This window comes from Flavobacterium glycogeni (genome assembly GCF_048286775.1).
In the GTDB taxonomy this organism is placed as follows: Bacteria; Bacteroidota; Bacteroidia; order Flavobacteriales; family Flavobacteriaceae; genus Flavobacterium.
The window spans coordinates 41,678-63,616 of the sequence record NZ_JBLVPV010000020.1 but is presented as its reverse complement, the minus strand read 5'-3'; the positions used below and the strand labels follow the sequence as shown (position 1 = coordinate 63,616).

General features: G+C 37.2%; 28 protein-coding genes and 1 tRNA gene. 22 read left to right on the top strand and 7 right to left on the bottom strand.

Going from position 1 to position 21,939, the window contains the following annotated elements; all coding sequences use genetic code 11:
* Positions 1-151 precede the first annotated feature (151 nt).
* From ACNQGX_RS14350 to ACNQGX_RS14250, 21 genes are all read left to right on the top strand, one after another.
* Positions 152-856: a hypothetical protein gene (locus ACNQGX_RS14350; protein WP_417977354.1), complete on the top strand. Its 705-nt coding sequence runs from the start codon at positions 152-154 to the stop codon at positions 854-856.
* Positions 857-864: 8 nt separating this feature from the next.
* Positions 865-1,605: a peptidoglycan-binding domain-containing protein gene (locus tag ACNQGX_RS14345; RefSeq protein ID WP_417977352.1), complete on the top strand. Its 741-nt coding sequence runs from the start codon at positions 865-867 to the stop codon at positions 1,603-1,605.
* Positions 1,606-1,629: 24 nt separating this feature from the next.
* A complete protein-coding gene (locus tag ACNQGX_RS14340) occupies positions 1,630-2,160 on the top strand; it encodes a hypothetical protein (RefSeq protein ID WP_417977351.1) in 531 nt (176 codons plus the stop codon).
* A 59-nt stretch (positions 2,161-2,219) separates the two neighbouring features.
* The gene (locus ACNQGX_RS14335) at positions 2,220-2,774 is read left to right on the top strand and encodes a hypothetical protein (protein WP_417977349.1); all 555 of its coding nucleotides are present in this window, start codon (positions 2,220-2,222) and stop codon (positions 2,772-2,774) included.
* Positions 2,775-2,843: 69 nt separating this feature from the next.
* A complete protein-coding gene (locus ACNQGX_RS14330; protein ID WP_417977347.1) occupies positions 2,844-3,191 on the top strand; it encodes a hypothetical protein in 348 nt (115 codons plus the stop codon).
* Positions 3,192-3,207: 16 nt separating this feature from the next.
* A complete protein-coding gene (locus ACNQGX_RS14325) occupies positions 3,208-3,477 on the top strand; it encodes a hypothetical protein (RefSeq protein ID WP_417977345.1) in 270 nt (89 codons plus the stop codon).
* Positions 3,471-4,253 (top strand): hypothetical protein, encoded by a 783-nt coding sequence (locus ACNQGX_RS14320; RefSeq protein WP_417977343.1) that lies wholly within the window; start codon positions 3,471-3,473, stop codon positions 4,251-4,253. Before ACNQGX_RS14325 ends, ACNQGX_RS14320 begins: the two co-directional genes overlap by 7 nt.
* On the top strand, positions 4,241-4,441 hold the full coding sequence (locus ACNQGX_RS14315) for a hypothetical protein (RefSeq protein WP_417977342.1): 201 nt from the start codon (positions 4,241-4,243) through the stop codon (positions 4,439-4,441). The genes ACNQGX_RS14320 and ACNQGX_RS14315 overlap by 13 nt, the downstream gene beginning before the upstream one ends.
* Positions 4,442-4,460: 19 nt before the next feature.
* The gene (locus ACNQGX_RS14310) at positions 4,461-4,913 is read left to right on the top strand and encodes a hypothetical protein (RefSeq protein ID WP_417977340.1); all 453 of its coding nucleotides are present in this window, start codon (positions 4,461-4,463) and stop codon (positions 4,911-4,913) included.
* Positions 4,913-5,341, top strand: a complete 429-nt coding sequence (locus ACNQGX_RS14305; protein ID WP_417977338.1) for a hypothetical protein — start codon at positions 4,913-4,915, stop codon at positions 5,339-5,341. Before ACNQGX_RS14310 ends, ACNQGX_RS14305 begins: the two co-directional genes overlap by 1 nt.
* A 12-nt stretch (positions 5,342-5,353) precedes the next feature.
* The gene (locus tag ACNQGX_RS14300; RefSeq protein WP_417977336.1) at positions 5,354-5,983 is read left to right on the top strand and encodes a peptidoglycan-binding domain-containing protein; all 630 of its coding nucleotides are present in this window, start codon (positions 5,354-5,356) and stop codon (positions 5,981-5,983) included.
* A gap of 102 nt (positions 5,984-6,085) precedes the next feature.
* Entirely contained in the window at positions 6,086-6,697 is a 612-nt protein-coding gene (locus ACNQGX_RS14295; RefSeq protein ID WP_417977334.1) for a glycosyl hydrolase 108 family protein, read from the top strand.
* Positions 6,697-7,035 (top strand): hypothetical protein, encoded by a 339-nt coding sequence (locus tag ACNQGX_RS14290; RefSeq protein WP_417977332.1) that lies wholly within the window; start codon positions 6,697-6,699, stop codon positions 7,033-7,035. The genes ACNQGX_RS14295 and ACNQGX_RS14290 overlap by 1 nt, the downstream gene beginning before the upstream one ends.
* 2 nt (positions 7,036-7,037) lie before the next feature.
* The gene (locus tag ACNQGX_RS14285) at positions 7,038-7,592 is read left to right on the top strand and encodes a hypothetical protein (protein WP_417977331.1); all 555 of its coding nucleotides are present in this window, start codon (positions 7,038-7,040) and stop codon (positions 7,590-7,592) included.
* A 12-nt stretch (positions 7,593-7,604) separates the two neighbouring features.
* Positions 7,605-8,087, top strand: coding sequence for a hypothetical protein (locus ACNQGX_RS14280; RefSeq protein WP_417977329.1), 483 nt, complete (start codon positions 7,605-7,607; stop codon positions 8,085-8,087).
* A gap of 1 nt (position 8,088) precedes the next feature.
* Positions 8,089-9,549 (top strand): hypothetical protein, encoded by a 1,461-nt coding sequence (locus ACNQGX_RS14275; protein WP_417977327.1) that lies wholly within the window; start codon positions 8,089-8,091, stop codon positions 9,547-9,549.
* A gap of 1 nt (position 9,550) precedes the next feature.
* Complete coding sequence (locus tag ACNQGX_RS14270; protein WP_417977325.1) at positions 9,551-9,979, top strand: hypothetical protein; 429 nt, start codon at positions 9,551-9,553, stop codon at positions 9,977-9,979.
* 98 nt (positions 9,980-10,077) lie between these two features.
* Positions 10,078-10,560 carry a hypothetical protein gene (locus ACNQGX_RS14265; RefSeq protein WP_417977323.1) on the top strand — a complete coding sequence of 161 codons (483 nt, stop codon included), beginning with the start codon at positions 10,078-10,080 and terminating at the stop codon, positions 10,558-10,560.
* An 11-nt stretch (positions 10,561-10,571) separates the two neighbouring features.
* Positions 10,572-13,130, top strand: coding sequence for a tail fiber domain-containing protein (locus tag ACNQGX_RS14260; RefSeq protein ID WP_417977321.1), 2,559 nt, complete (start codon positions 10,572-10,574; stop codon positions 13,128-13,130).
* Positions 13,051-13,944, top strand: coding sequence for a hypothetical protein (locus tag ACNQGX_RS14255; protein ID WP_417977319.1), 894 nt, complete (start codon positions 13,051-13,053; stop codon positions 13,942-13,944). The genes ACNQGX_RS14260 and ACNQGX_RS14255 overlap by 80 nt, the downstream gene beginning before the upstream one ends.
* A gap of 51 nt (positions 13,945-13,995) precedes the next feature.
* Entirely contained in the window at positions 13,996-14,337 is a 342-nt protein-coding gene (locus ACNQGX_RS14250; RefSeq protein WP_417977317.1) for a hypothetical protein, read from the top strand.
* 644 nt (positions 14,338-14,981) lie between these two features.
* Here the strand turns inward: ACNQGX_RS14250 and ACNQGX_RS14245 are convergent.
* From ACNQGX_RS14245 to ACNQGX_RS14220, 6 genes are all read right to left on the bottom strand, one after another.
* Positions 14,982-15,287: a hypothetical protein gene (locus ACNQGX_RS14245; RefSeq protein ID WP_417977315.1), complete on the bottom strand. Its 306-nt coding sequence runs from the start codon at positions 15,285-15,287 to the stop codon at positions 14,982-14,984.
* Between the two features lie 194 nt (positions 15,288-15,481).
* A complete protein-coding gene (locus tag ACNQGX_RS14240; protein WP_417977314.1) occupies positions 15,482-16,651 on the bottom strand; it encodes a tyrosine-type recombinase/integrase in 1,170 nt (389 codons plus the stop codon).
* 122 nt (positions 16,652-16,773) lie between these two features.
* Positions 16,774-16,860, bottom strand: a tRNA-Ser gene (locus ACNQGX_RS14235).
* Between the two features lie 61 nt (positions 16,861-16,921).
* Positions 16,922-17,950, bottom strand: a complete 1,029-nt coding sequence (locus ACNQGX_RS14230) for an asparaginase (RefSeq protein ID WP_417977386.1) — start codon at positions 17,948-17,950, stop codon at positions 16,922-16,924.
* Positions 17,940-19,076, bottom strand: a complete 1,137-nt coding sequence (locus ACNQGX_RS14225) for a 1-acyl-sn-glycerol-3-phosphate acyltransferase (protein ID WP_417977312.1) — start codon at positions 19,074-19,076, stop codon at positions 17,940-17,942. The genes ACNQGX_RS14230 and ACNQGX_RS14225 overlap by 11 nt, the downstream gene beginning before the upstream one ends.
* Before the next feature lie 65 nt (positions 19,077-19,141).
* The gene (locus ACNQGX_RS14220) at positions 19,142-19,921 is read right to left on the bottom strand and encodes a TatD family hydrolase (RefSeq protein ID WP_417977310.1); all 780 of its coding nucleotides are present in this window, start codon (positions 19,919-19,921) and stop codon (positions 19,142-19,144) included.
* Between the two features lie 126 nt (positions 19,922-20,047).
* On the opposite strand from ACNQGX_RS14220, the gene ACNQGX_RS14215 reads away from it, so the two are divergent.
* Complete coding sequence (locus ACNQGX_RS14215; RefSeq protein WP_417977308.1) at positions 20,048-20,488, top strand: retropepsin-like aspartic protease; 441 nt, start codon at positions 20,048-20,050, stop codon at positions 20,486-20,488.
* Positions 20,489-20,541: 53 nt separating this feature from the next.
* Here ACNQGX_RS14215 and odhB read toward each other — a convergent pair whose 3' ends face one another.
* The gene (gene odhB, locus ACNQGX_RS14210) at positions 20,542-21,780 is read right to left on the bottom strand and encodes a 2-oxoglutarate dehydrogenase complex dihydrolipoyllysine-residue succinyltransferase (protein WP_417977306.1); all 1,239 of its coding nucleotides are present in this window, start codon (positions 21,778-21,780) and stop codon (positions 20,542-20,544) included.
* Between the last annotated feature and the right edge of the window lie 159 nt (positions 21,781-21,939).

Genomic DNA, 21,939 nt, shown 5'->3' with positions numbered 1-21,939 from the left:
TTTTTGCAAAAGCTTTGCAATGTTACGCTATCGTAAGCGAACCTATGCTAACCTACCCTATCGTCAAATCGTTGGTTTTATCCTTTTAATCTTTACACCGACATAAGAATTAAACAAAAGCCTAATACTCTATTACAAGAACGAAACGAAAATGGACATTGATAACTTGTTAAGAAGAAATTTGTTAGGCGGCCAAGAGTACGAGCCGTTGTTTCCTGCGGTTAGCTGTGATAAGACAAACCTAGGCAACGGCAATACTTTTGATACCGTGCGAATGATTAAGCAGATGGTCGTTAAGTACAACCATCAAACAAAGGAAGTTGCAAAGCTTTTGCAACAAAGTTCATTGAAAGAAACTTGTGATAAGATATACTGGTTTTTGTTCAATCATATCCAGTATAAAGCGGACGGAATGGAACAAATGCTGAGAAGCCCTGCGTGTGCGTTCAAGCAAAGAGTTGAGGGTGTTGATTGCAAGACCTATTCCATTTTTGCCAGTTGTTTGCTTGCTAATATGGGTGTAAGGCATTTTATCCGCCAAATAAAGCAACCAAGTTTTAGACCTGATTTGTTTACCCATGTGTACGTTATCGTGCCTTTGAACCAAGAAACAGGAGACATAAAACAAGGCTATTTCATTATAGACGGTACAACCAGTAATAACAGAGAACCTATACACACAATGGCACACGACACGGATGTTAATTTACCACATTATGGGCTGAATGCCCCAAAACCAAACCGCAAAACCGTTGCAAAGAAAACGGTAACCGTTGCAAAAGAAACATCAAACAAGCCTATTTATTTGGGAATATTTGGGTTTTTAGGTTTGTTATTTCTAGGAAAATCTAATTAAAAAGGAGTATGATATACATAAATGCAAGTGAAAGTGGGTCGGGTGTTGGATTAGGAAAATCCAAACTTTTGAAGAAAATATCAATTAAAAAAATTGCCAAACAGGTAAGTATAAAAAATGTGGTTAAGGCGGCGAAATTTGCTGCGCCTATTGCGGCAGGATTTATACCCGTAGGCGGTGGGATTGCAACTAAGCTTTTAAATTCTAAAGCAGGGAAAGTCGTAAGTAAGGTTAAATCTTCAAAATTAGTCAAAAAAGCGGTAGACGTTAAAAAGAAACTTACTCCCGTAAAAAGTATAATTCCCAAAAAAGCAAAAAAATCCAAAAGACTGGCAAAAGGAAGCAAAGGGGCGGAAGTTAAAAAACTACAAGAAAGTTTGGGGGTTGAGGCAGATGGTGATTTTGGACCAAAAACCGAAGCCGCTTTGCAAAAAGCTACAGGGGCAAAATCAGTTTCGGTTGACCAATCTTACAGTGCGCCTCCAACATATTCGGCAGAAACGCAAACGGCTCCAATGCCTGCGCCTGCAACAACTGCAAGACCAGCAAGTGCGACACCTGCTTATGTAGCAAAAGCAGAAGCGGAAGAGATTGAACCAGTGGGAGAATTAACGCCAGTAACGCAAACGGCAGGTTTTATGCCTGCACAGGGAACTCCAGCAGGAACAACCCCAAAAGATAATACCCTGCTATACGTAGGCGGTGCGGTTGCCGTGGGTGCGATAGCCTATTTAGCGACAAAAAAATAGTAAGTAATTAAATAAATATTAAAAATGAATAAAGAAGTAGTAATCATTGGAGGAGGGATTCTAGGCGGAATGGTGTCGAATGGTGCAAGTACGTTATTACCTCAATCAGAAAGCCCATTGTTAAATATTGCAGTGGCTGGTGCGTCAATTTTTGGTGCAACAAAAGTAACCGGAACAACCACAAAAGCCAATTTGCTTAAAGGTGCATTGGTTGGTAGTGCAATTGTACAAGCTTTAATAGCAGTCAAAAAACTTTCAACAAAAAGTTTGGGTGACAAATTTGCAGGAACTGGAAAAACTAGCCTTTTTGCAAAAGGAGCGTTTGGTTTAGCTTGTCCTTATGAAGACGGCGGTTTGAACGGTCAGTTCATGGGTGCAGACGGTAATGTTTACGAAATGGACGAATCAGGTCTAAGCGGAACTTTCATGGACGAAAACGGAAATGTTTTTGAAGCAGCAGACGGATTAAACGGGGCGGATTCTATTTATGGTCAGGAAGAAGAACTAGGTCTTAATGGTGCCGAATCTGAACTGGAAGCAGAATTGTACAGCTAGAATTTTCAATCATCAATCAAAAAAAATCAATCGGGATAAATCCCAAAACAATCAAAAAAATGAGCAGAAAACCACAATTATTGTCAGCAGTAGCGACATTGAAAGCAAAAGACAACAACGGAATTCCACACGTGGGAAGAGTAGCCTTGACAGACAAGACACTTTACTTGAACGTAAACGTGAAAGGTCAAGGAGGAACAATCCAGTTAATTGACGTGAATACCAAACGTGAGGTAGGTGTTACGAATCTTGACGGAAATAAATTGAATGCAGGTCGTGATTATATCATTGACGGAATCAGAGTGTTGAAAGGTTCTACGGCGGCCGCAAGTGTAAAATCTGAGGTTTATGTATCTACAGGTACATTGATTCAAGCGTTGCAAAATGCTGAAATCAGAATCAAACAAGCGGGAAACATCTTGGTGGATATGCCAATGAGTGACTTGTATAACCCAAATGCACAGGAACTGTTCAGAACCATTTCGACTTCTCCGTTAATCGTTTCTAACCAAGAATTTGAGTTCGAAATTGAGTATCCAAAAGGGGTTGCTGTTCCGGGAGATGCTGACTTAAACATTCGTTTTGAGTTCAGAGCGCACCAAGCTAAAGTATAGTAGTCAAGAAAAGTAAATCAAAAAGCCGTAAGCGTTTGGCTTACGGCTTTTTTTATTAAAAATCTACACATGAAAACAAAAGAAAAAGTAATCAACCTGATTATACCGAACGGCGAAAAAGAAGCCGCTTTGTTAACCTCATTGGAGGCTGGTTTTGTCTTGGGTGCGGAAGTCCACACCAATCACGCCAACTTAGATAATATGGCAGAATTTGGCTTCAATGATGACAGCGGAATTCCGATTGCAAAATCATCCCATATCGACCATTGGAAAAAGCGAGAAGGTGGCGGATTTTCAGACAGCTACAAGCCTTTAAATTTTGACACGCATACAAAAACGTTCAATTTTATTGCAAAAACAAAAACAGCGGTAGCCAAAGACACCTATTTCAATATCATTCTGATTTACAAACAATAACCAGCACAAAAGTAAAATGAAAATATCAAACGTTGTCACTGTAATTGTAAAGGAAAACACAAGCATCCCCATACATAGCGTTACGGCTATGGAGGTTTTTAATGTGGGTGATGTTACTGCCGTTGTCAATAAGGCTACCCTAAAAGCAGGAGAGAGAAAAACAATTGTGGTTCCAGACTTCACGGTTTCCGATATTAATTTGGACGTTGTTTTTTCAGAAGACTTATTAGAGTTGAATTATGTAAAAAGAATAGAAATAATTTATAAAAAATTAGTGGAATGCTAGAATTAGACGGATTAATAGACAAACTCAATAGCGACCAGTATGCAGCGGTTTCCGTTTTAGATTTAGACACTAATTCGTTTCTTTTTCGCAACAAAACCCATGCGGAGATCATTGAGCAATACGGAACGGCAGAGGAGTTTTTTGAATCCCTGTTTGCAAAAGGACACAAAAGGCTAAACCTGAATTTGAAACGCAAAAACGGAAGTACGTACAAAGCAGACGGACAGGGATTTACGGTAAATTTCTCTAAAGAAAATCAAGAACCGCAAGCCGTAGCATCGCAAGAACCAAGAACAACACAACCGGCACAAGTGCCTGATGTGTTTGCCAATTCCTTTGGTTTAGGCACGTTGGACGTGATGAATTTATTTGTTTCCAAAAATGATGCCACCCGACTTTTAGCTGAAAATACGGTACTACTTTCTGACAACAAGCTGTTAAAAGAAACTAACGAAAGATTGAAAGAGGATGCTCTGGCAACCAAGTACAGTTCCGACAAAGGCAAAGGAACTCAGGAAATGTTAATGGGCGCAATCCAGCAACTGCCTACCCTGATAAGTTTTGTAAAAGGAACGCCAATGCCTACAGCAGGATTAATGGCGGCAGTCGAAGCCTATTCAAGCCCTGTAAAACAATCCTTTGCAGACGCTTTGCAAAACATTGACGATACCGTTGTGAATGTGCTGGGAAGCATCAATAACGGATTGAATTCTAACGTAGAATTTTCAAACGAATTAGCCACACTATTAAAAAAATACCAGCTATGGGAAGCATAAAAACCAAGATTGAAATAGAGGTAGCGACAAACACCCCTTTTGAATTAAAACCAAAAACGGAGGCTTTGATTGAATTGTCAAAATTAGATAACGATGTTTTATCGAAACTGGCAGAACTGGCAAAAAGCCCAAAAGCAATCACCCAACTGAAAACCAATTTCTCCATGATAAAAGGGTTTTTGGGTTAAAAACAAAAAAATCTAAAAAATGGAAAAAGGATTAAAAAACCCAGCTATTACCGCTTTTGCATCCAGTCCACAAGGACAGGAAGCCATTGCAAAAACGGCTAATATGGGAATTACATTTTTAAAAATAGCGTTTGTTTTGGGGGCTTTAACTGTTGCTTATTACAAAATTTTCAAAGGGTTTAAACCCATTCAAGAAGACAAACGATACAAACCCAGCAATATAAACGCTACACAAGCTAAGGCACGTTCCGAGGCGATTTATACCGCATTATTGGGGGCTGGCGCCAATTACAAAACCGTAGAGAATAATTTGACTGGATTGAATCACAACGGCTTTGTCCGGTTGTTTAACGAATTTGGAGAAAGACGTAGTGCCACGCTGACAAAAATGAATTTGGTAGAATGGTTACAGGATCAATTTAACGAGGCTGACATTGCCAAACTAAGATTTTTAATAAAAGGATTTTTCTAATGACAACACAGAAAAAAATAATAATAGTGAGCGTTTCAGTTGTCATACTTGGTTTAGGGGTTTACGTCCTCACCAAACCCGACAAAAACGGCAAATCGGTTTTAGGAGGCAAAGGCAAGAAATACATAGATGAGGGCGATGTAAATTTAATACCTGCCTTTTCTCCAGCGCAAAAAGTAGCCTTGTTGTACGAAGCCATGAACCGCTACAAAGGTACGGATGAAACCTTGATTTTTGAAACCCTGACTGATGTAACGCAAGCCCAATTCGGGTTGATAAACAAAGCTTTTGGACTTAAAAACTACAATCGTTATTTGGGTTACAATACCATAGGCGGAAGCAAATTACCGCTTAAAACGTGGTTGAAAGAAGAGTTGAGTGATGCAGAGTACAATTTGTTAAGGAAGAAATTCCCAATATACCTATAAAAAAAAGAAAGTATGAAAGTGAGTGATGACGATAAAATGTTAATTGGGGCTGGTGTACTGGCTCTAGGCGGACTAGGTTTTTTGTTTTGGAAAAAGAAAAAAAACGAGCAAAAACACGATGAATTAGCCAATTATACTCCTGAAACGGAAGAAGTGGCTCCAACATCAGGAAGCGGCTCCAAACCTGCACAAGGTGCCACTTTAGACAGGAATAAACTGCTGAAAGTGGGAAGCAAAGGACTTGAAGTAAGAGAGTTGCAAAGGCTTTTGGGAGTTGAAATTGACGGAGATTTTGGAGCAAAAGAAACATTGCCCGCTTTGCAAAATGCAAAAGGAGTGTCTGAAACCAGTTTGAATGCCTTTGCAACTACAGTAAAAAAAAAAGTGACGAAGCCATTAAAAGCAGTTTCGCCGCCAAAGGTAGGGCAGAAACTGATGGCTGCAAAAGACGATACTGTGATTTTCAATTCAAAAAAAATAGCTAGCGGAGCGTACACCAACACTGGGCAATCAGTTTGGGGAAAATTCAATTATGGGGATGCACTGGGTACTTATGTTGGGGCTAATGTAAGCGGATTTTATCTGATTAAAATGGGCACCCGATTTTACTATGTGAAAAGCAACGAAGTTAAAACCTATTAAGATGACACAAACGACAGAGACAACATTAATGATTGGAGGCGTGGCAATACTAGCATTAGTATTGTTATTGCCAAAATCAGAACCTAAAAAAGTGATACTGTAATGGCAAATTTTAACTTATTCCTGCCTGAACTATTGAGAGCCGAAGGAGGTTATCAAAATAAGGCTAGTGACAAAAAAGGAAATACGAATTCTTTAGGGCAAATGGTAGGCACAAAATACGGAATATCAGCACCTGTCTACGAAACCTACATAAAAAGACCGCCGACAGTAGCCGACATGAAAAATTTGAAACTGGAAACGGCTGTATTAATTGCTAAAAGAAACTATTGGGATTCTGTAAATGCGGATGAAATAGAAAATCAATCAGTAGCAAATATTATTGTAGATCATTTTTTTAATTCAGGAAGGCGACTATTTGTAGAGAGTATTTTAGCCAATAAATTTGGAGCGAAAATAAAGGTTGACAGCAATATTACAAGAGATACGGTAAAGATTATTAATAAGGTAAATCCAGAACTTTTGCACCATGAATTGAAAAAGTCACGAGAAATTTTTTACAGAGGAATAGGCGGTGCCAATCTTAACGGCTGGCTCAACAGATTGGGAAGATTTGTTTACGAAAAAAAAAAAGCCCAATTACTCAGAGTTAGGCGTGTTAGCAGGAGTTTCTTTAACACTGGCAGGAATTACAATAATTTATTTTTTAACTAATGGAAAGCACACTACTACATAACCTCAAATATTTTAAAGACTATTTTTTATTCTTTTTTATCGTGCTGGCGGGCGTGTTCACAAAAGTTCCTACTGCCATCCAAAAAGGCAAAAAACCAACTTTTAAATGGTTTGCCTCCGAAGCATTAGTAAGCTTTTTTGTTGCTTTTTCAGTCTATGCCATTTTCGACCAGTTCTTACATTTTGATAAGATGTTTACCTATATGGTTTGCGCTTGGTGCGGGTCAAAAAGCACATTATTCCAGTCTAAAGTAGAGGAACTGATTTCTGTCATTTTTGACAGCTTGAAAATTTTTATAAAATCAAAACTAACCTAATTATGTACGCAAATACACCACACGAAAACCCATTTCAAACGTTTATGAAAGTGTTATTTTTCATATCCATTGCCTTCCTTGTCACTTTGGCTTTACAGGGTTGTGCTTCAAAACCAATCGAGAGCACACACACCATAGAGCGCATTATCGAGCATAGAACCGACAGCGTAAAAGTTACACAGGTAAACAAGGCAATACTGGACAGCTTGATTATTCAGGTTGCAAAAGTAAAATCCGCAAAGCCCGAATGTGACAGCATCACACAGGCGACTTTAGATCAAGTTCTGAAGCAATTGAATACCAGTAAAAAATCTGGCTATAATGAAGCTAAAGTTTATTATGATGATCTATTAAAGCAAATTATTGTAAGACTAAAATTAGCCGAAACCAGAACCGAAAACACCGCTACAAATAAAGCCGATACCGACACCAGCAAGGATAAGGAATTTGTAAAAGTTCCAGTAAAATATATCCCTTTCTGGGTGAAAATTTTGGCTTGGATAGGTTTTTTTAGTGTATTGTTTTTGGCTTATAGAATTAGCAGAATTTTTATTTAAAAAACCAACACCATGAGTTTGAAAAAAATAGCCGTAATAGGCACAATAGCGGCATTAGGGTATTTTTTATTGAAAGACAAAGCAAAAAAACTGACGGCGCAATTTGGTTTGGTTAAAATTATACCCATAGGCTTCAAGAACCTGAACGGAAATTGGAACAGCGGAAAGCCGTCCGTTTCGTTTAATTTGGATTTGAATTTTATCAATCCGACCCCGCAACACTTTAAAGCAGATGGTGTGGTAATTGTCTTGAAAAGATTATTGTTTTACGACAAAAACAATGTTTTTCTAGGGCAATCAGACATTAACATGAGTTCGTTGAGCATTCCCGCCAATTCCCGCACGATAATACGAAACGTTCCTGTTTCGCTGGACTTGCAAACTACTTTAATAAATGCGATTGCCATTATAAACAACGGGAGTTTTCTTCCCGCAAACATCAAAACAGAAGCCGTTATCAGTGTTTTAGGAATTGAATATAAATTGAAGCAATAAAATGAATTTAGCGCAAGAATTTAACAGCCTGAACGGTATTGTAGTTCACAGGAAAGATTTAGAAAACTTACTGATGAAAGCTGAAAAAGAAAAACATACCGTTATATCAAAACGCATCAAAAAAGTGCTTCACGCCTTTGCGGATGATACTTTTTTGATTGAAATTAAAAATCTGGTAGAGCCTTACGGGTTGAATGGAAAACAGCATACAGGACTAGAAAAAGAAGCTTTAGACGATTGCGGACGGTTGACGAAAGGACATAAATACGTAAGCGGAAAAGTGGTTAAAACTGTTTCTAATTCCCAAAAAAAGACCAAAAAAAAGGTAAAAAACACGGTTGCTAAAACAAAAACCGTTGTAAACAAGGTGATTAAGGCAGTTGCTAAAGTCCAAGAAAAGACCAAAGCACCGGTAAAAAAACCAATTGCAAAAATTAAAACCCCGATTACTTTAAAAACCTTTGAAGATTTGGCGAAAAATTCAACGTCTTCCGATGATTTTAGAAGAAAGGTTTATGAAACTAAACCCGTGCCGGAAAGTGTTTCTGATGAATTTAGAAAAAAGTTTGGCGGGAAAATGTTGTCTATTGCGGTAGCTTGTGAAACTTTTTTTGATCTGCATAATAAGCCAAAGAATACAGGCAGTCAATACGCTTTATTTGGGGCGGCAAAAAAAGGGTTGAACGCTCCGAGAGTTGAGAAAGAAACCATTGCAAAGGAAAAAACTGCCGTGTCGCCCAAAATTTCCCAAAATAAAAATTCCTTAGCCTATCGTTTAGCCAACAAAAAGCAAAACCATGAATTCTATAAAATTCAAGACAGGGACATTGCGGAATTTTTAGGAGAAATCGAGCAAAAGGAAAAAGAAAGTGTTGTGATTACACTTGCGGGCGGTCAGGGCTCTATGAAAACACGAAATTTATTTCAGTTGATGAATGCTTTTGCTCAAAAATACAAATGCGGACACGCCTCGTTGGAAGAGCATCCCGAAAGTGTTTTGTACGAGAACAAAGCTTTGGAGTATTTAAACGAAACCGCTTTGCAAAATGTTTCCGCTCCCGAAATCGAAAACCTTACACAATTGGACCAGATTATACGAGAAAATGAAGTGATTTTCATAGACAGTTTTGCCAAGTTAAAAAAGATGGACAGCAAGTTTGATTTAGACACCGATTTGCGTAAAAAATACAACGGGAAATTATTCATTATCATTTTCCAACTTACGACTGACGGTAAAATGCGAGGCGGTTCTACTTCTCAATTTGACGGTGACATTATCCTGTTTACGGAAAAGCTTCCAGATTATCGGGATAATTACATCTATGCGGACAAAAACCGTTACCAAAACAAACCGCTGGACGGGTTGAAGTTCAACATTTTTAGTAAAAAGCTTGTCCAAGATAAAACTGAAGAAGTGGCAGAACCAACAACAAAGAAAAAATTATCATTTACAGTAAATTAAGATGAAAAAGATTAAAGAAATCGAAAGGTTAATAGGTTATAACCGTCAATATATAAGAATTTGTATCGAAAAAAACAAAAAGGGTCAAATCAGCGATACGAACCTAGAAAAAATAAAGGCGGAAATTTTAAAAGAAAATCAACATTATAAAAACGAACTCAAAGCTATGAAAAACCAAGGACTAAAAAAACCATCGGTAAAAGGATTAAAAACCGTGTGCAGCAAAGTATTAAAAGCCACAGGCTTAAAAGTAAACGGTACGCTTAAAAAAGGGTACAAATACGCTACAGGCGGTAAAATTGTAAAAACAGCAGTTACAGCCACAAAAAAACCAGTAGCCAAAAAGAAAGCGGTTAAAAAACCAGTTGCAAAGAAGAAACCCGTAGCCAAGAAAAATACAGCAATCAAAAAGAAAGTAGCCAAAAAATAACCGGTATGAAATACGCAAAAGAATTAATTTTTATAGGCGTTGTGGTTGGATTAATAATCTTTGTCCGTATTCACACGCCTATCCAATACCGATAAAAAATGGCAATCGCAAAAATACTGAAATTCGTAAAACAAGACAGCGGGAGCGTTGTTCTGCAAAACGTGCAGACCAATTTCGTTATCGCTTCTTTTAATCCTGCTCAAAGTGTCGTTAGGGAAAACGAAGACCCGTACCGATTTAAAATTGTATCAAGTTCTTCCTCTGACGATGATGGGTTTCTTTTGGATTACAGAACGATAAACACAGGTTTATGCATGCCTCAAATTGTAGGGGCTACTTTTGATGATTTTTTGATTGAATTGTCAAAGAAGTTTTTTTTTTTAGCTAGAGGAGGTCACACTCCGTATGTAGAGGGAGAATTATTGATTTTTAAACGAAACGGAAATCAAAGACGCCTTGAATTAGAAATAAACGATTTAGTGTTTGGTGTCGTCGAAGGGATTTTTATTAAAGCGATTTATCTAGGCGGGGATACCTCCTCTTTATCCAGTTACGACGTCCTAAGCCGTGACACATTTTAAATTAAAACCACATGAAAAAATTACTGTTGCTTTTTATTGTTTTGGCGCAAACTGCTATGTTCGCTCAAAACACACACGTCATAGAAAAAACCATGAAATTGTCCAAAGCCGAAAGAGGCGTTAAAAATGACAGTCTTTTGGTATGGCAGGGGCTTTCCAAACTGGTGAAGCATTTGCCAGTTTCAGAAATCAAAACCAATTTAGACTACTTAGCGACACCTACAGACGGTACGGTATTTTCCAGTACTGGGAATGATGCCATTTTGCCATTGGCGACTACAACTAATGCGGGTCTTCTTTCTCCATCAGAAAAAATAAAGCTTTCCGAATTACAAACGGAATTAGATTCTAAAGTCGATAAAGTAACAGGCAAAAGTTTACTTTCCGATGCCGAAATTTCTAGATTGGCTACATTGGAAAACTACACCCATCCAGCCAATCACCCGCCAAGTATCATCTCTCAAGATGCAAATAATCAATTTGTAACGGCTACCGAAAAAGAAGCGTGGAACGCCAAACAAAATGCATTAGGATTCACGACTGAGAACGTGGCTAATAAAGGAATTGCCGACGGTTATGCTGGACTGGACTGGACAGGCAAAGTTCCTTTAGCGCAAATTAATGATGTCTTGCTTGGCTCGGTAAACTACAAAGGAACCTACAACGCTTCTACTGGAACCCCTGCATTGGCTACCGCTACTGGTTCGAATAAAGGACAATACTACAAGGTAAGCACCGCAGGCACACAATATGGATTGGCGTTTAAAGGAGGGGATTGGATCATTTCAGACGGAACAATCTGGGATAAAGTAGACAATAATAACGCTGTTGTATCTGTAAACAACCAAACAGGAGTTGTTAGTTTAACAACTGCAAACATACCCGATTCCACAAACAAAAGATACCAAACAGATGCACAACAAGCCAACAATGATGCCACAAGCCCTATGCAAGCGCAATTGAATGGAAAGCAACCCGTAGGTTCTTATGTACTTACTAGCGATTCAAGACTTAGTGATGCAAGACCAGCAAGTGATGTGTGGAGTTGGGCGAAACTATCAACAAAACCTACCTACACTTATAGTGAAGTTGGTGCGGAACCAGCATTTTCAAAAAACACCGCCTTCAACAAAAACTTTGGAGCATCAGCAGGAACGGTTGCTGAAGGGAATGATTCGAGGATTTCAAACGGTCAAACTGCTTTTGGTTGGGGTAATCACAGTGGAATATATCAACCACTAGAAAATCAAAGATTAAGTACTAGTAATGCGGTTTCTTTTAATAGATTAGAGTTAAATGGTATTACTAATTCGCCTAAAGAGATATATTTTAAAACAAATAATGTCATTCGTTTCGACTTAGGTACAACAAGTGATACTGAATCTGGGAGTAATACTGGAAGTAACTTTAACCTATTTAGATACGCAGATAACGGAAACTACTTAGGTACTGTATTTAGTGTCAATAGAGCTTCAGGGATTTTAAATTTTACAGAGAATGTTCCAACGATATTAGGAAACAATATTATTAGTAATAATGGTGGAACTTGGGGGATTAATATAAGTGGGAATGCATCAAGTGCTACAATTTGGAATGGGGAAGGGTATAACGGAACTTCTTTAGCAATAGCGCCTACTGCAATAATGGGTAAATATTCAGGAGAGTGGAGACCTACAACTATTGGAGGCTTACAGTCATTTTTAGGTCTAGGCTCTAATGCTTATACTTCTACTCCATATGTTCCTCTAGCATCTTCAAATTCTATTGACACATGGTCAGGTGTTAATGGTTTCTATGGTTCATATAGTTCTAGTACAGGAATGCCTACAAGTTACAACTATTGGACAGGTATTCGTGCGGTTTTACCAAATGATTCGTCTCATGGATTTGATATGGTAAATCCCATAAATGCAGATGAGTGGTATTTAAGACGTAGACTCTCAGGCGCATTTTATAATTGGAGAAAAATATGGCACGATGGTAATTTCAATCCTGCTAATTATTTACCATTAACGGGAGGGATTTTGTCAGGTAACTTGCAAATAGAGGGAGGTTATGCAATCTCATCAGTATATGGGGCAAATAGAGCAGACTTAAGACTTACTCATTCGTCAGCAGCAGCTAATTCAAAGACGATGATTTTATCATCGGAAAATGGAGTTACTAGGTTTTGGTCTTTAAATGACGCAGGAAATGGAGCTGTCAAAGACAATATACTTAATATGAACCATGCTACTGGAAATACATCGGCTTCAGGGACATTAACAGCTACAGGATTTTTCAATTCATCAGACAGAAGATTAAAAACTATCCTAAAAAGAGACGGAGACGTGGCTTATTTCAAATGGAAAGGTAAACGAGACACTAAAACACACATTGGCTACATCGCCCAAGAAGTAAAAAAAGAATTTCCTGACCAAGTGCAAAAAGGCGAAGATGGAATGTTGTCTGTGAATTATGTTGAAGTAATGGTTGCTAAAATACAAGACCTTGAAAAGAGATTACAATCCATCACAAAAAAGATTAAAGACCTTGAAAAGAGAAAGGCAAATATTAGAAAAAAGAAATAACATGAAAAAGTATGTTTTAATATTATTCACAGCTATCTCATTTGGTCAGGCATCCAATCAAATGGTAAGTTTTACGGCTGCTCAATCATTAGGTTTTGCACTGAAAGCAGGTCAATCCCACGTAACATCTAATCAATGTATGACCAAATCAGAGGCATTGGCGAAATATAACTTAGATGCAAGTGCTATGAATAGCTACGCTTCCAATCAATTAGTGCCAAAGAGTGCGTGGGTAAGCGGTATTACTGGGGTATCATTACAAATTGTTAAAGATGAAAATTTAACATGGGCTACTATTTGTTCTGCATCATGGACTAACCCAATGACAAAATATACAATATCAGGTTTAACTATTGGACAAAGTATTTATAATGATGTAGGTTGTACACTTCTATGGGATCATATCTCTGAGTATAGTCACTTTAATGAATACTCATTTAAAGTCTTAGATGGCGGTGTGTATAAAAAGATAGGTTTAGATTTAAGAAACGATGGCTTGGTTCAAGCTATTGAAAATTGTTCTACAGCAGACACCACACCACCTACGCCACCTAATTACGTTAGTGCATCAGAGAATATAAGTTATGTTGAGATATTTTGGAATGGTGCTACAGACAACGTAGGAATTACAGAGTATTATATATATAGAAATGGTGGTTACGTGGGGTCAACAGGTACTGAAACTTCCTATATTGATTACGGAGCGTGCAGTGGAACTTATTATTATCAGGTGCAAGCGGTTGATGCTGCTGGGAATGTGTCACTTTTAAGCAACAATAGTAACACCGTACAAATGTTTGGTGAATGTCAGTGATGAAAAAGTAAAATTTATAAGAGTATATAATCAATAAAAAACTAATACAATATGAAACAATTTTTAAACTTATTTTTTGGCACGAAGGATGTGCCTACCTACATGGCGGGTCTGCTTTTCGCATTGATCGGGCTGGCTTTTTATTACAAAGGAAAAATAAGCAAAAGACGAAAGACTTCGACCAGTACGCCGTATCGTTTTTCATTATGGTTTTTCACGCAGGATAATCTGGTGGAACTTGTTTTTTCAATATTGGCAATTTTCTTGGCTTTGCGTTTCTCGGTAGAGTACGCGGGGGTCGAAATCACGATGTTTTACGCTTTGGGTATTGGTTTTGGCTTACCTAAATTTATCGGCTGGCTGTATAAAGTGCAGGGAAAGGCACGGCAGTAGTTAATTTAATTTGAGTTGGTTTGTGAAAAATCGTGTTGCGGGTTCGTGGCACGATTTTTTTTGTTTTGTATGTTCTGGGCGATTGTCAGGAAGCCACTGGGTGGCAATTCTCTTTATATAGTAGTTTTTATGCGTAGCAACCCACAGCTTCACAAAAAAACGACATTTGCAATTAAAAAACAAATTTTTGCAAAAATATTTTTTCCCCTCCCACCCCCTCTTTTTTGTCAAAATACAGGAAATACAAAACTGTATTATAGTGTATTTGGGTGTTTTTGGCGGTTGTATTGTTTTCAAAACACTACAAACAAGCGTTTTAAACGCTAAAAATACAGAAATACAAAAAATACAGTTTTTTTTAGCTTCATACGGCACTCTGTAAAATATTTTCGTTTTACTGGGCTTACAGCTGTTTTTCGCTAAAATCAGGTTTTTTTGTACCCACAATTTTTTTTTACCCCTTACATCGCTATTGTTTCCAAAAAGTGCGTTAAAAAAACTCTTTGTTTCCAAAAAAAACGCCCTACTTTTTTATTTGAAAACAATAAAAGTAGTTTAAAGCCAGTAAAAACGGTATTTTTTGTTTTTGTTTCCAGTGTTTCCAGTTATTTAGGATTTAAAGCAAACTGTTATCAGTAACCTTACTAAGCATCGTCTGAATTGGAATTTTCAATTAAAGATTTTATTTTGTTTCTTTCTTTTTTGCCGTGATTTTCTCTAATCAATTCTAGCATTTCATCGTATGAATATGTAAATTGATGATATGGTTTTTCTCCATTTTCAATTTTTAACACAATGCCATTTACCTTTTCTGTAATATCATTTTTAAATTCCTTTACCCATTCTTCAACAATATCATCAATAGACATATTGTAATGCGTAACATTATCCACTATACTGCTTAAAACACAGTATTTACCGTTTGGTTGTTTTATAATTTGTCTTCCCATTATATTTTTATTTAGTTTTTAAAATTACTAAAAAAAGGCTACTGCTAACAATGCATAACGCTAATTACGGTAACGTCTTGAATTTATAGTTGATTTTGTATCAGTGATACGGTTTTTAATCTGAAAGTTTCGGCTTGTTTAGTCCGTAACTAGCGTTATGCTCAACGGTGTAAGCGAAGGCGGTTTATTAAGGATTAAAAAGACACGTTTGCATCTTGTATTGTCACATCACAACCTTTGTTTCGCGGCGTGTACAGTTCCGTGATTTTTATGTCGTAATGCCTCGCCTGATCTCTCACTTTTATCGCTGGAATTCCGCTGTTTAATAAATCGGTTATTCCTGTATCTTTTAGGGAATAAAATTGATACTTACTTTCAAGGTTTAATTCGTCTCTCAATTTTTCCCAAGCGGTTGCGATTTTTCGCACGGGCATTTGAACTGCTCCCACATTAAAATTATCGCTTGAAAACAAATAATCATCAGGACTAGAATTCCCTATGTGTTTTTTTAATACTGGCAAAAATTGGGCGGGAATTGTAATGAATTCGTCTTTCTTGTTTTTTGAAATTTCTTTCGGTAAAAAAATAGAACTTTCGTTCAAATTTACCATCCAAACATGAAGTTTACCCAGTTCCGTATTTCTAATCAAACAAAAGTAAGTTGTCATGCACAACGCAAAAAAACCATTGTCGTAAGTCAGTAATTTTTCGTTTATTTTATTTTTTATTTTTTTAGGGAAAATTTGGCGGGTTTTAGGCGGTAATTTCATCGCTAAGATACCAGCCGTAGGATTTTCGTTTAAAATCCCTCTGCTGACGAGAAACGAGCAAAATAATTTCAAAAATATAAGATGATTGTTTCGGGTTCTAGGCGAATTATTCCGATCAATGTAAACCCAGTCCAAGTATTGCACGCAAAGCTTTTTGTTGATCTCTATTGCAAAGGTTATCTTAATTCTTTTCTCTATAAAAAACTGCTGAAACAAATTCAAATTAGAATTATAGGTTCTAAGGGTATCCTCCCTTACTACGCCGTCTTTTAATTGCTTCTTAAGCTGCTTCAAAAACCCATCAACAACCTCTTTAAATGTTTTGTAATTTTTTCCTGTCTCTTCAAGAAAAGGCGACCATCCCTCAGCAAGTCGAGTATTTATTTCGACTGTAATTTTTTTAGCGTGTTTGATACGTTCACTCTTACTGCTAATGGAAGGCACACGCAAGCGTTGGCATTCTAGTTTTCCGTTTACGGGATTTTTTGCGTAGTACACAATCATCCAATCTTTGTTCATTCGGAGTTCCGCAGGCTTGTAGTCCAGAAAAGCGATGCTTTTATTACGTGTAGTGAAGTTTTTAGAATTTGGCATTTTTTTATATGGCTTAAAAAACTCACCGTTTTTTAAACTATAAATATTTGACACAAATTTGACACGCAATTTTAATAAAAACCCCGCAACCCCTTTGTTTATATGGGATTACGGGATTTAAGCAGAGAGGATGGGATTCGAACCCACGATGCAGTTGCCCACATACTAGCTTTCCAGGCTAGCTCCTTCAACCACTCGGACACCTCTCTATTTTATTTGAGGTTGCAAATAACAATAAAAAAAACGAGTTAGAAAAGTAAAATCTAACTATTATGCTATTTCTCCTCGCAAAGCCGTTTCAAAAATAGCTTTAAAGTCCTTGGAAGCAGTTTTTTGGCCTAATAAATACATTAATTTAGCTATTGCCGCTTCAGTGGTGATGTCTTTTCCGGAAATCACACCAATTTCTTTCATGCCGGTACTCGTTTCATATTGTCCCATACTGACACTTCCACCGGAACATTGGGTTACATTGACAATATGCAAACCTCTGGCAATCGATTTTTTCAATAAGTTTAAAAACCAATCTTCGGTAGGCGCATTTCCAGCTCCATAGGTTTCTAAAACAATTCCTTTAAGACTTGGAATATCTAAAATTGCCGACAAAACCGCTTCGCTGATACCAGGAAACATTTTTATAATCGCTACGTTGTTATCCAAGTTTTTATGAACCTTGAATTCTTTATTTTCATTTTTAGCCAAGAACAATTCAGGATTCAACTTTAAATGCACACCAGATTCAACTAATTCAGGATAATTAGGCGAGGTAAATGCTTTGAAATGTTCGGCATTTATCTTTGTGGTTCTGTTGCCTCGATATAATTTGTATTCAAAATAAAGACACACTTCACTGATAACAGGTTCATCATTGTTTCGTAAAGACGCAATTTGAATAGCGGTAATCAGATTCTCTTTGGCATCCGTGCGTAAATCCCCAATGGGCAATTGGGAACCCGTAAAAATGACTGGTTTTGACAAATTTTCGAGCATAAAACTCAATGCCGATGCCGAATAAGACATGGTATCCGATCCATGAAGCACCACAAATCCATCAAAAGAAGCGTAGTTATCGGCAATAATCGTCGCAATTTTAGCCCATTTTTCAGGATTCATATTCGAGGAATCAATTGGATTTTCGAAAGAAATAGTTTCTATTTCACAATCCAATTGTTTCAATTCGGGGATTCGCTGCAATAATTTGCTAAAATTGAAAGCCTTGAGCGCACCCGTTTCAAAATCTTTCCTCATACCGATGGTTCCACCGGTATAGATTAAAAGTATTTTGGCTTTATACAACATCATGATATTTTAATTTATTCACAACCGGATTGGCATACATCGCCAGAAAACCATCTAAAGCTACCGGATTATCATGGTCAATTCGCATTTCCAGTCTGCGTTCAAATAGTGATTTTTCGTTTTCTGTATACAAATGAGAATAGATATTAGTTTTATTAACAATATCATACGCAATAAAATTCGTTGGCCATAACTTATAGTTGCTCAATATTGCATCATCAATTACTTGTGCCAAAGCTACTATCTGCTTGTTCGAACTGTCATTTTCAGCAATGATTGCATCAATTTCAGTATCCAGCACTTTCCCAACATGAATGTGAATTCTTTTCTTTTGTCCCAAAGCACCACTAAGAATGGTCATGAAATCTTCATTCTTTTCTTTAATATAGATTTCATTATTGGCTTCAGCCATCAATTGCGGCATTTTCAAAGCATCCGTCGGATCGTATTCATAAGAAATAGAAACGGGTACGATTTTGATTTTTTTGAAGTAATCCATCAAATTCTTCTCATCAGAAGCCATTCCTAACATTTTCAAAACGCCAGGATTTGTCTCGTCATTCCCATCTTTCGTTCTTCCTTCGCGTTGTGCAATCCATACGGAACGGTTTTCATGAAGCAATAAATTACCAATGTATTCCGACAATAGTTTCGAACTCTGTAACATTTCCCTTGGCGTTAAGCCACGTTGCACTAAAAAGTTTCGGTTTAATTTAGCCAAGGTATTCAAAAACGCTTTTTTGACTAAGTTATCCCCTATAGCTGATGCGGTCATCACTAATCCATGCTCAAATAAAGCAGTGTTCAATAAAGTGGTATCTAAAAGAATATCGCGATGGTTCGAGATAAACAAATAAGAAGTATTAGGCTTTAAGTTTTCAAAACCCGAAGTAGTCAACCCTTCGGAGCTTTTTTCCAACACTCTTTGAACGGATTGGTAAATAAAATTACATTGAAAATCACGAATGGAATGCGTTTTACGAAGTTGCTCTTTCCAAACTTCATCAGCGACATCCGGAAAAGTAAAATTCATCAATGCCTTCATCATCGGATGATTAATCACATTTTTAAGTGCTTCGTTTATTTCGGAATCATAAAAAGGCCGAATAGCGTCAAATTTCTGCATTTTGGTTCTCAATTTTTGTGTTGGCAAATGAACAAAAAAAATATCAAATTAAGATGAATTCTGCTTTAAATCCCAAAAATAGCTTTAGAATTCTCAGTTGTTGTTGCCGCAATATCTTTTGCCGAAAGGCTATAAATTTGCGCTAACTTATCTACTACGGTAACGATATAACTGCTTTCGTTACGTTTACCCCGAAAAGGAATCGGTGCTAAATACGGGGAATCTGTTTCTAAAACAATATGTTTCAAATCGATTTGATTCAAAAATTGATCGATTTTTCCATTTTTGAAAGTTACCACTCCGCCTATTCCAAGCTTCATATTATACGAAATAGCCTGTAATGCCTGCTCATAAGTACCTGTAAAACAATGAAAAATTCCGAATAAATCAGTCGATTTTTCTTCTTCCAGGATTTCAAAGATTTCATCGAAAGCTTCCCGACAATGAATCACAATGGGTAATTTGTATTGTTTGGCCAATTGAATTTGTCTTTTGAAAGCAATTTGTTGCTGAGGCAAATGGGTTTTATCCCAATACAAATCAATTCCGATTTCTCCAATGGCATAGAATTTTCTTTTAGCCAATTCGTTTTCCACATGTTGCAATTCTTCGAGATAATTGTCTTTTACATACGTTGGATGCAAACCCATCATCAAGAAAACATTATTCGGGTAATTTTTCTCCAATTCGTACATCGATTCCGTGCAAGTAGAGTCGATTGCGGGAATAAAAAAACGTGAAACACCAGCATCAATGGCGCGCTGGATCATTTCGTTTCTATCTTGATCAAATTCCTCTGAATATAAATGAGTATGCGTATCGGTGATGATTGTATTTGCTTCCAAGTGTAAAGTTTAAGGGTACAAAATTACAAGAATAAAAGTTGTCGAAAAAATGGTTTTAAAAAGATTCGTACAATTCCTTCACTAACTCCATGTATCTTTGTGAAACAGAAAATAAATTCAGCATAAATGAAGAACCTCCACGATATTCTTAAAAAAGAGAACTACAAGAAAGTAAAATTTAAGATTACCAAAACACAACATCTTTTGATAAAAGCAAAAATAAACGGTGTAATGGGCAGTTTCATTCTCGACACAGGTGCTTCAAATACTTGTATCGGATTTGAAAGTGTCGATTTGTTTTTGTTGGAAGCAAAAAAATCCAAAACAAAAGCTTCAGGAGCAGGCGCCACCGGAATGTTTACGCAAATTGCCACAAAAAACCAACTGCAACTGGGTTCTTGGAAAGACATCGCTTTTGATATTGTTATTTTCGACTTATCGCACGTCAATGAGGCTTTACTACAACACAAATCAAAACCCGTTCATGGAATCATTGGCGCCGATGTTTTGATGAAAGGAAAAGCGATTGTGGATTATTACAATCATTGTTTGTATTTGCTCAAATAAAAAATCCTATTTAAAAAATAAACAGGATTTTTTTATATTCTAAAAACCTTAAATTATAGTTCTAAAGCTTTTTTAGGATTGTTGTCCATCAATAATTCCATTGGGTTTTCTAACGCTTCTTTTACAGCCACTAAGAATCCAACAGACTCACGACCATCAATAATTCTGTGGTCATAAGAAAGTGCCACATACATCATTGGGTGAATTTCCACTTTTCCGTTTACGGCAATTGGACGCTCGATAATGTTGTGCATTCCAAGGATTCCTGATTGAGGAGGATTGATAATTGGCGTACTCAACATACTTCCAAAAACACCACCGTTAGTAATCGTGAACGTTCCACCAGTCATATCATCTACTGTGATTTGTCCGTCACGTGCTTTAAGAGCCAATCTTTTAATATCAGCTTCTACACCACGGAAAGTCAAATTTTCAGCATTACGAACTACAGGAACCATTAATCCTTTTGGTCCTGAAACTGCAATTGAAATATCGCAAAAATCGAAAGCGATCTTATGATCACCATCCATCATTGAGTTCACATCCGGGAATAATTTTAATGCTCTGGTTACTGCTTTAGTAAAGAAAGACATGTATCCTAAACCAATTCCACCATGTTTTGCTTTGAATGCATCTTTGTATTCATTACGAATCAAGTTGATTGGCGTCATGTTTACCTCGTTGAAAGTAGTCAACATTGCTGTTTCGTTTTTAGCGGCAACTAATCTTTCAGCCACTTTTCTACGCAACATAGATAATTTAGTACGCTCTGTTGCACGAGATCCACCTGTAGGAGTTCCCATTGAAGGCACTGCATTTACTGCATCATCTTTAGTGATTCTTCCGTCCTTTCCAGTTCCCGTTATTGAAGCTGGCGCTATATTTTTTTCGTCTAATATTTTTCTTGCAGCTGGAGAAGGTGTTCCTGAAGCGTAAGTCGCTGCTGGAGCAGCTGCTACCGGAGCCGCTTTTGAGGCTTCTGCTTTTGGAGCTTCAACTGTTTTTGGTCCCGAAGTTTCGGGATTGGCAACTGGCGCATCACCCGCTGGTTTTGCTGCGCTGGTATCGATTAAACAAACTACCGCTCCTACTGCTACTGCATCGCCTTCTTCTGCTTTTAAAGTAATGATTCCGCTGGCTTCTGCTGGCAATTCTAATGTTGCTTTATCAGAATCAACCTCAGCAATTGCTTGGTCTTTCTCTACATAATCTCCGTCTTTTACCAACCAAGTTGCAATTTCAACTTCCTTTATAGATTCCCCTGGTGATGGGACTTTCATTTCTAAAATCATCTCTTATTATTTTAAATTATGAATTTTAAGTTTTAAATTGTTCTAGAACAACTTATGTTTATTATGTGCACTGTTTAGCCCTGATTGCAGTGAAAATCCTTTTTATTTTTTCTTTAAAAATAAAAAGATTGAAACGTAAAGCAGGTTCCTGGCTCCTAA

What these genes read in the sequence shown, in the direction of transcription:
- ACNQGX_RS14290 (WP_417977332.1), top strand. Translation starts at nt 6,697, where the DNA reads ATGGAAAGCACACTACTACATAACCTCAAATATTTTAAAGACTATTTT.
- ACNQGX_RS14225 (WP_417977312.1), bottom strand. Translation starts at nt 19,076, where the DNA reads ATGCAGAAATTTGACGCTATTCGGCCTTTTTATGATTCCGAAATAAAC.
- ACNQGX_RS14240 (WP_417977314.1), bottom strand. Translation starts at nt 16,651, where the DNA reads ATGCCAAATTCTAAAAACTTCACTACACGTAATAAAAGCATCGCTTTT.
- ACNQGX_RS14260 (WP_417977321.1), top strand. Translation starts at nt 10,572, where the DNA reads ATGAAAAAATTACTGTTGCTTTTTATTGTTTTGGCGCAAACTGCTATG.
- ACNQGX_RS14215 (WP_417977308.1), top strand. Translation starts at nt 20,048, where the DNA reads ATGAAGAACCTCCACGATATTCTTAAAAAAGAGAACTACAAGAAAGTA.
- ACNQGX_RS14325 (WP_417977345.1), top strand. Translation starts at nt 3,208, where the DNA reads ATGAAAATATCAAACGTTGTCACTGTAATTGTAAAGGAAAACACAAGC.
- ACNQGX_RS14350 (WP_417977354.1), top strand. Translation starts at nt 152, where the DNA reads ATGGACATTGATAACTTGTTAAGAAGAAATTTGTTAGGCGGCCAAGAG.
- ACNQGX_RS14230 (WP_417977386.1), bottom strand. Translation starts at nt 17,950, where the DNA reads ATGTTGTATAAAGCCAAAATACTTTTAATCTATACCGGTGGAACCATC.
- ACNQGX_RS14245 (WP_417977315.1), bottom strand. Translation starts at nt 15,287, where the DNA reads ATGGGAAGACAAATTATAAAACAACCAAACGGTAAATACTGTGTTTTA.
- ACNQGX_RS14320 (WP_417977343.1), top strand. Translation starts at nt 3,471, where the DNA reads ATGCTAGAATTAGACGGATTAATAGACAAACTCAATAGCGACCAGTAT.
- ACNQGX_RS14280 (WP_417977329.1), top strand. Translation starts at nt 7,605, where the DNA reads ATGAGTTTGAAAAAAATAGCCGTAATAGGCACAATAGCGGCATTAGGG.
- ACNQGX_RS14335 (WP_417977349.1), top strand. Translation starts at nt 2,220, where the DNA reads ATGAGCAGAAAACCACAATTATTGTCAGCAGTAGCGACATTGAAAGCA.
- ACNQGX_RS14285 (WP_417977331.1), top strand. Translation starts at nt 7,038, where the DNA reads ATGTACGCAAATACACCACACGAAAACCCATTTCAAACGTTTATGAAA.
- ACNQGX_RS14250 (WP_417977317.1), top strand. Translation starts at nt 13,996, where the DNA reads ATGAAACAATTTTTAAACTTATTTTTTGGCACGAAGGATGTGCCTACC.
- ACNQGX_RS14310 (WP_417977340.1), top strand. Translation starts at nt 4,461, where the DNA reads ATGGAAAAAGGATTAAAAAACCCAGCTATTACCGCTTTTGCATCCAGT.
- ACNQGX_RS14270 (WP_417977325.1), top strand. Translation starts at nt 9,551, where the DNA reads ATGAAAAAGATTAAAGAAATCGAAAGGTTAATAGGTTATAACCGTCAA.
- ACNQGX_RS14315 (WP_417977342.1), top strand. Translation starts at nt 4,241, where the DNA reads ATGGGAAGCATAAAAACCAAGATTGAAATAGAGGTAGCGACAAACACC.
- ACNQGX_RS14295 (WP_417977334.1), top strand. Translation starts at nt 6,086, where the DNA reads ATGGCAAATTTTAACTTATTCCTGCCTGAACTATTGAGAGCCGAAGGA.
- ACNQGX_RS14300 (WP_417977336.1), top strand. Translation starts at nt 5,354, where the DNA reads ATGAAAGTGAGTGATGACGATAAAATGTTAATTGGGGCTGGTGTACTG.
- ACNQGX_RS14330 (WP_417977347.1), top strand. Translation starts at nt 2,844, where the DNA reads ATGAAAACAAAAGAAAAAGTAATCAACCTGATTATACCGAACGGCGAA.
- ACNQGX_RS14275 (WP_417977327.1), top strand. Translation starts at nt 8,089, where the DNA reads ATGAATTTAGCGCAAGAATTTAACAGCCTGAACGGTATTGTAGTTCAC.
- odhB (WP_417977306.1), bottom strand. Translation starts at nt 21,780, where the DNA reads ATGATTTTAGAAATGAAAGTCCCATCACCAGGGGAATCTATAAAGGAA.
- ACNQGX_RS14340 (WP_417977351.1), top strand. Translation starts at nt 1,630, where the DNA reads ATGAATAAAGAAGTAGTAATCATTGGAGGAGGGATTCTAGGCGGAATG.
- ACNQGX_RS14345 (WP_417977352.1), top strand. Translation starts at nt 865, where the DNA reads ATGATATACATAAATGCAAGTGAAAGTGGGTCGGGTGTTGGATTAGGA.
- ACNQGX_RS14305 (WP_417977338.1), top strand. Translation starts at nt 4,913, where the DNA reads ATGACAACACAGAAAAAAATAATAATAGTGAGCGTTTCAGTTGTCATA.
- ACNQGX_RS14265 (WP_417977323.1), top strand. Translation starts at nt 10,078, where the DNA reads ATGGCAATCGCAAAAATACTGAAATTCGTAAAACAAGACAGCGGGAGC.